The 4,485-nt window shown below is 33.5% G+C and carries 6 protein-coding genes; 3 read left to right on the top strand and 3 right to left on the bottom strand.

Going from position 1 to position 4,485, the window contains the following annotated elements:
- Positions 1 to 39: 39 nt before the first annotated feature.
- The 3 genes from AABE15_RS06335 to AABE15_RS06325 form a co-directional block, all read right to left on the bottom strand.
- The gene (locus tag AABE15_RS06335; protein WP_338330444.1) at positions 40 to 1,506 is read right to left on the bottom strand and encodes a PepSY-associated TM helix domain-containing protein; all 1,467 of its coding nucleotides are present in this window, start codon (positions 1,504 to 1,506) and stop codon (positions 40 to 42) included.
- A gap of 320 nt (positions 1,507 to 1,826) precedes the next feature.
- On the bottom strand, positions 1,827 to 2,459 hold the full coding sequence (locus tag AABE15_RS06330) for a uracil-DNA glycosylase (protein WP_338330443.1): 633 nt from the start codon (positions 2,457 to 2,459) through the stop codon (positions 1,827 to 1,829).
- 9 nt (positions 2,460 to 2,468) lie between these two features.
- Positions 2,469 to 3,059, bottom strand: a complete 591-nt coding sequence (locus AABE15_RS06325; protein ID WP_338330442.1) for an NYN domain-containing protein — start codon at positions 3,057 to 3,059, stop codon at positions 2,469 to 2,471.
- A gap of 125 nt (positions 3,060 to 3,184) precedes the next feature.
- On the opposite strand from AABE15_RS06325, the gene folK reads away from it, so the two are divergent.
- The 3 genes from folK to AABE15_RS06310 all read left to right on the top strand — a co-directional run.
- On the top strand, positions 3,185 to 3,685 hold the full coding sequence (gene folK / locus AABE15_RS06320; protein ID WP_338330441.1) for a 2-amino-4-hydroxy-6-hydroxymethyldihydropteridine diphosphokinase: 501 nt from the start codon (positions 3,185 to 3,187) through the stop codon (positions 3,683 to 3,685).
- 77 nt (positions 3,686 to 3,762) lie between these two features.
- Positions 3,763 to 4,167: a DNA-directed RNA polymerase subunit omega gene (gene rpoZ / locus AABE15_RS06315; protein ID WP_338330440.1), complete on the top strand. Its 405-nt coding sequence runs from the start codon at positions 3,763 to 3,765 to the stop codon at positions 4,165 to 4,167.
- 69 nt (positions 4,168 to 4,236) lie between these two features.
- Positions 4,237 to 4,485: HD domain-containing protein (locus tag AABE15_RS06310; RefSeq protein ID WP_338330439.1), on the top strand; the 249-nt coding region annotated here is incomplete at its 3' end.

The raw sequence follows: 4,485 nt of genomic DNA, 5'->3' as shown, positions 1-4,485 counted from the left end.
GCTTAATATATTGGAAATAAAAAAAACAAATAACATAATCTATTCTTTTGATAAGATACGATGCAATTGTAGAAAAATGCATCCGATTATAAAAATAAAACTATTAATTGCAAAATAAGAATAGTAGCCGTTCGTAAAAGCGATTTCAGCAGTATTTAAATTTATAGCTATTTCAAATAAAGGTAAAGTTAGGCATAGACACGAAAATGAAAACATAAGTTTTCTCCATGCCAAATGAATATAATTTCCAAACGCTGATCCTATACCAATACATAAAATAACGAGTAATACAGTAAAAAAGCTTTCTATTTCTAAATCAAGACGATTGCCTAAATGGTCAGATAATATTCTATTCATCCAAAAATAGATAATAAAAGCATGCAATGACCCCATAATGATACCTAAGGTGATGCCATCCATTATTCTATAGGGTAAAAATAATTTATTTTTAGTCTCAGCCCCTAATCGCTCTTTTTGTTTATTTGAAAAGAAAAGTAATCCCATAGCGGTAAGGATAGTGCATCCCATGCCTAGTGGGAACGCAACAATTCGAAGTAAATTATTTTCACAATGAAGTAAATGTACCCCTTTAAGTTGCTGATCTATTCTATGAATAAAGTTGGATCCTGGTCGAACGCTGATTTTGTTTTGGTTGTATTTATCGAAAGCGATGAAGTTCATTGAATGTGAGAGAGAATTTTTGCCTCTGGCATAAAATATTATAGTTTTTTGTGTAATTTTAATTAATTCGGGTGATCTTGAAAAATAAATAGATGCCTTATCAGACATTTTTTTCAAGTCCAAAGGTGTTACAGGATTACTAATGGTTGTATGGGGGTAGGGGTTATGATTGAAGATGGGTTTATGAGAGAAAAAAACAGGAATAAAAAAAAGTAGTGCACTTAATGAAATTATAATCGAAAATGGATAGGTAAAAATACTTAAAACTGTGTGAAGATCACGTTGAAATACAGGTTTTTTTCTATTACGGTTTATAAACAAAAAAGTTTTGGAAAAGAGAAAGAGGTAAACGAGCAATCCTGTTACCAAAATTAGTATAAAAATAATGTCAACGCACAGCATAATGGGTTTACCAAGCGCTGGACCCAAAAAAAAATTTTTGTGTAACGTGTCAATAAAATAACCGCCGCCAGTTTGCCTAAGCTTTATAAGCGTTCCTTTAATCGGATCGATAGCATTTCCTTGTAAAATTTTATCTTGATAATGCATTACTCGGATAATAGGATTTCGATCGTACGGTAAAATAATTATATTTCTAGGATAGTTTCGAATTAACGTCCATTGTTGATATGATTGTTTAAAGGCTTGTAAAGTAACGAATTTTGGTGGTAAAAAAGCATAAAGCTTTGGCTGCATCCATAGATCAATTTCTCTATCAAATATCGAAATACTTCCTGATAAAAATATAAAAAATAAAAACCAACCCACAACAAGCCCGAGCCATTTGTGAGTCAGTTTAATAAAATCAAGGAGGTTTATTTTCATTAGTGTAATTAAGTTTATGATTGTTTTACTTTATTAATAATAACTTTTATTATTAATATAAATTAAATAAAAACTATAATTTTTAACAAAGCTAATAGGGTTTTGAACGTTTAAATATTTATTGAACTTGGGAATACAACATTTTTATTGGGAGAAAAAAAGAATAAGTTTTTTGACGAAATACATTAGTTAGGTAAAACGAATGACCATAGAATTAGCACTAATAATCGCTCCTTTCATTGTTTATGCCTTTTCTATTTTTTTATTAATTGTATTTATAGTATTGAAACTTGTGAAGCAATGGTTTGGATAATAATGGTTCAAATTTTGTTACAAATAGATTGAACTATATTTTCGAACATTTTAGTGGTAAGTAATTTTGTGCTCGTGTTGTAACGAGAGACATGATAACTGTCCACAAGAGTTACATTTTGGTTTATAATAAAAAAATTTCCATGTTTAAATTTTATTTTTGAACCGGGTAAGCCATAGCATGTTAAAATATTTTTGTGCGCAACGACTCCTAAAGCAAGAATAAATTTAAGATTCGTCATGGTCACTAATTCTTGCTCTAAGAAAATACGACAGTTTTTTTCTTCTTGGGTTGTTGGTTTATTTTGGGGGGGGACACAGCGCACCGCGTTGACAATGCGACAGTTTTTCAACGTTAAGCCGTCGTTGGGGCTTGCTCTGTATACTCCCTTTGCAAAATTGAATTTGATCAAGGTGTTATAGAGGAGTTCTCCTGCAAAATCACCCGTAAAAGGTCTGCCACTTAAATTAGCTCCTCGAACACCTGGAGCTAGCCCTACGATCAACAGTTGAGAATTTTTATCCCCCCAAGGAGGAATAGGGGCATTCCAACCGCTGGGGTATAAGGATTTGTTAGAAATTCTATAATCAACTAAGCGTGGGCACAACGGGCAGTTATGGTCAGGAAGAAGTGTTGGCATTTTTTTTGACTAAGTATATTCCGAGTATACGGTACTACTGGCAGAGTTTTCTTGTGGAGTAGTGGTATCGTTCGTACGTCGTGTAAACGCTGGTGAAATAGTGACTAAATCAAGGAATTGATCAGCCTGTCTTCGTAATTCATCCCCAACCATGGGAGGGTTTGTTTTTATCGATGAAACCACAGTAACTCGTACTCCTTGTCGTTGTACTGATTCAACTAGGCGCCTAAGGTCTGCGTCACCACTGAACAATACTGCATGGTCAATATGAGGAGCAATCTCCATCATGTCGACGGTAAGTTCAACGTCCATACTTCCTTTGACGCGTCTTCTGCCGGTTGGATCTGTAAATTCTCTCGCATTCTTGGTTACCAAGAAAAAGCCGTTGTATGCCAACCAATCCGTTAACGGTTTTAATGGTGAATATTCTTCAGTATCTAAAACTGCAGAATAGTAATAAGCTCTAATGACATTACAGTGTTTTTTGAAAAAAGATAATAAGTTTCTGTAATCGACATCAAATCCTAGGTTCCTTGAAGCGGAGTATAAATTAGCTCCATCAATAAATAGGCAAACTTTCTCATTCTCTTTAAAAAGCATATTAATGATCCCGATGTAAAATAACGATTATCTTAATTAGATTGAAACTAATTCAGTCTCAGATAGCGTATCTAAGCTAGCTTTGGTAGAGCTAAATTTCCAGAATCTTTATAATAGAGAAAAATATGATTATTATAGCAGTAGGAAGCAATTTATCAGGACAATGGGGAAACTCCCCCTATGATATGTGTCAAGAAGCCATTAAGCATCTTCAGTTCGAATTGCAATGTGCAATGAATATATCAACTTGGTACAAAACTAAACCAATTCCATCCTCATCTCAACCCTTTTATATTAATGGAGTCGTTGCTTTTGAAAAAAAAATCGACGCACTGGCATTATTGTTACTACTTAATAATATTGAAAAAAAATCAGGTCGAAAAAGGATTTATAGGAACGAAGCCAGACCGCTTGATCTTGATATTATAGATTTTAATCGCCAAATTATTTGTAAGGGACCCAAACTTGTGACTCCACATTTGCGCTTACATTTAAGAAAATTTGTTCTTTATCCTTTAAGAGATGTTTGCCCGCAATGGGTGCATCCTGTTCTTAATAAAAGTGTTAACCAATTAATTGAGGCACTTCCCGACCAACACATTATACCTTACAAGTCGCGAACGTGAAACAGAAATACTTGATTTTTACAGATTTCTAGAGTATTTATTTGCGTTTAGTCAAAAAATTTGGAGATTGCATATCAATGGCACGCGTTACGGTAGAAGATTGTATTGAAAAAATTCCAAATCGTTTTGATTTGGTTCTTTATGCCTCCCAAAGAGCTCGTAATTTGTCAAGAGGTGAAGAATTAACCATTGACCGTGACAAAGATAAAAATCCTGTTGTTGCTTTAAGAGAAATTGCAGAAGAAAAAATAAATTTAGAATCAATTCAAAACGATCTAATTCGCTCTTTAACGCGTGCACCTGAGCCAGAGCCTGCTGAAGAAGAGGTGGTTGATTTGGTTCCTACTGAAAAAAATATTTTTGGCTTGCAAGATGTGTCTATTGAAGAAGAAAGACGCAATACTCCAAAAAATTCTTTTGAAAATATTAATCAAATTATGTCAGAAATTGATCGTCGTCGCTCTGAACAAGAAGATTTGTAATTTTTACTTAAGTTTCATGTATTTCTAGGTATACTTGATAATGAAGATAACTTAATTATCAGGATTTAAGTGGAAAATATTCACCTACCTATTGCATTAAATAGCAATAATGCACTTGATTGTGAAAGTCTGATTAGAAAAATACGTGAGTATGATTCTGAGTCTGATTTAACAATTGTTGAAAAAGCTTTCAAAGTTGCTTTGAAAGCACATGAAAAGCAATTGCGAGATAATGGTGCCCCTTATATTGTACATCCCTTAGCTGTTGCCAATGTCTTAGCTGAATTAAGGGTTGATACTTATTCAATCGTTACTGGC

It is taken from the genome of Commensalibacter sp. Nvir (genome assembly GCF_963921845.1).
Taxonomy (GTDB): domain Bacteria; phylum Pseudomonadota; class Alphaproteobacteria; order Acetobacterales; family Acetobacteraceae; genus Commensalibacter.
This window is presented reverse-complemented; position numbering and strand designations above follow the sequence as displayed.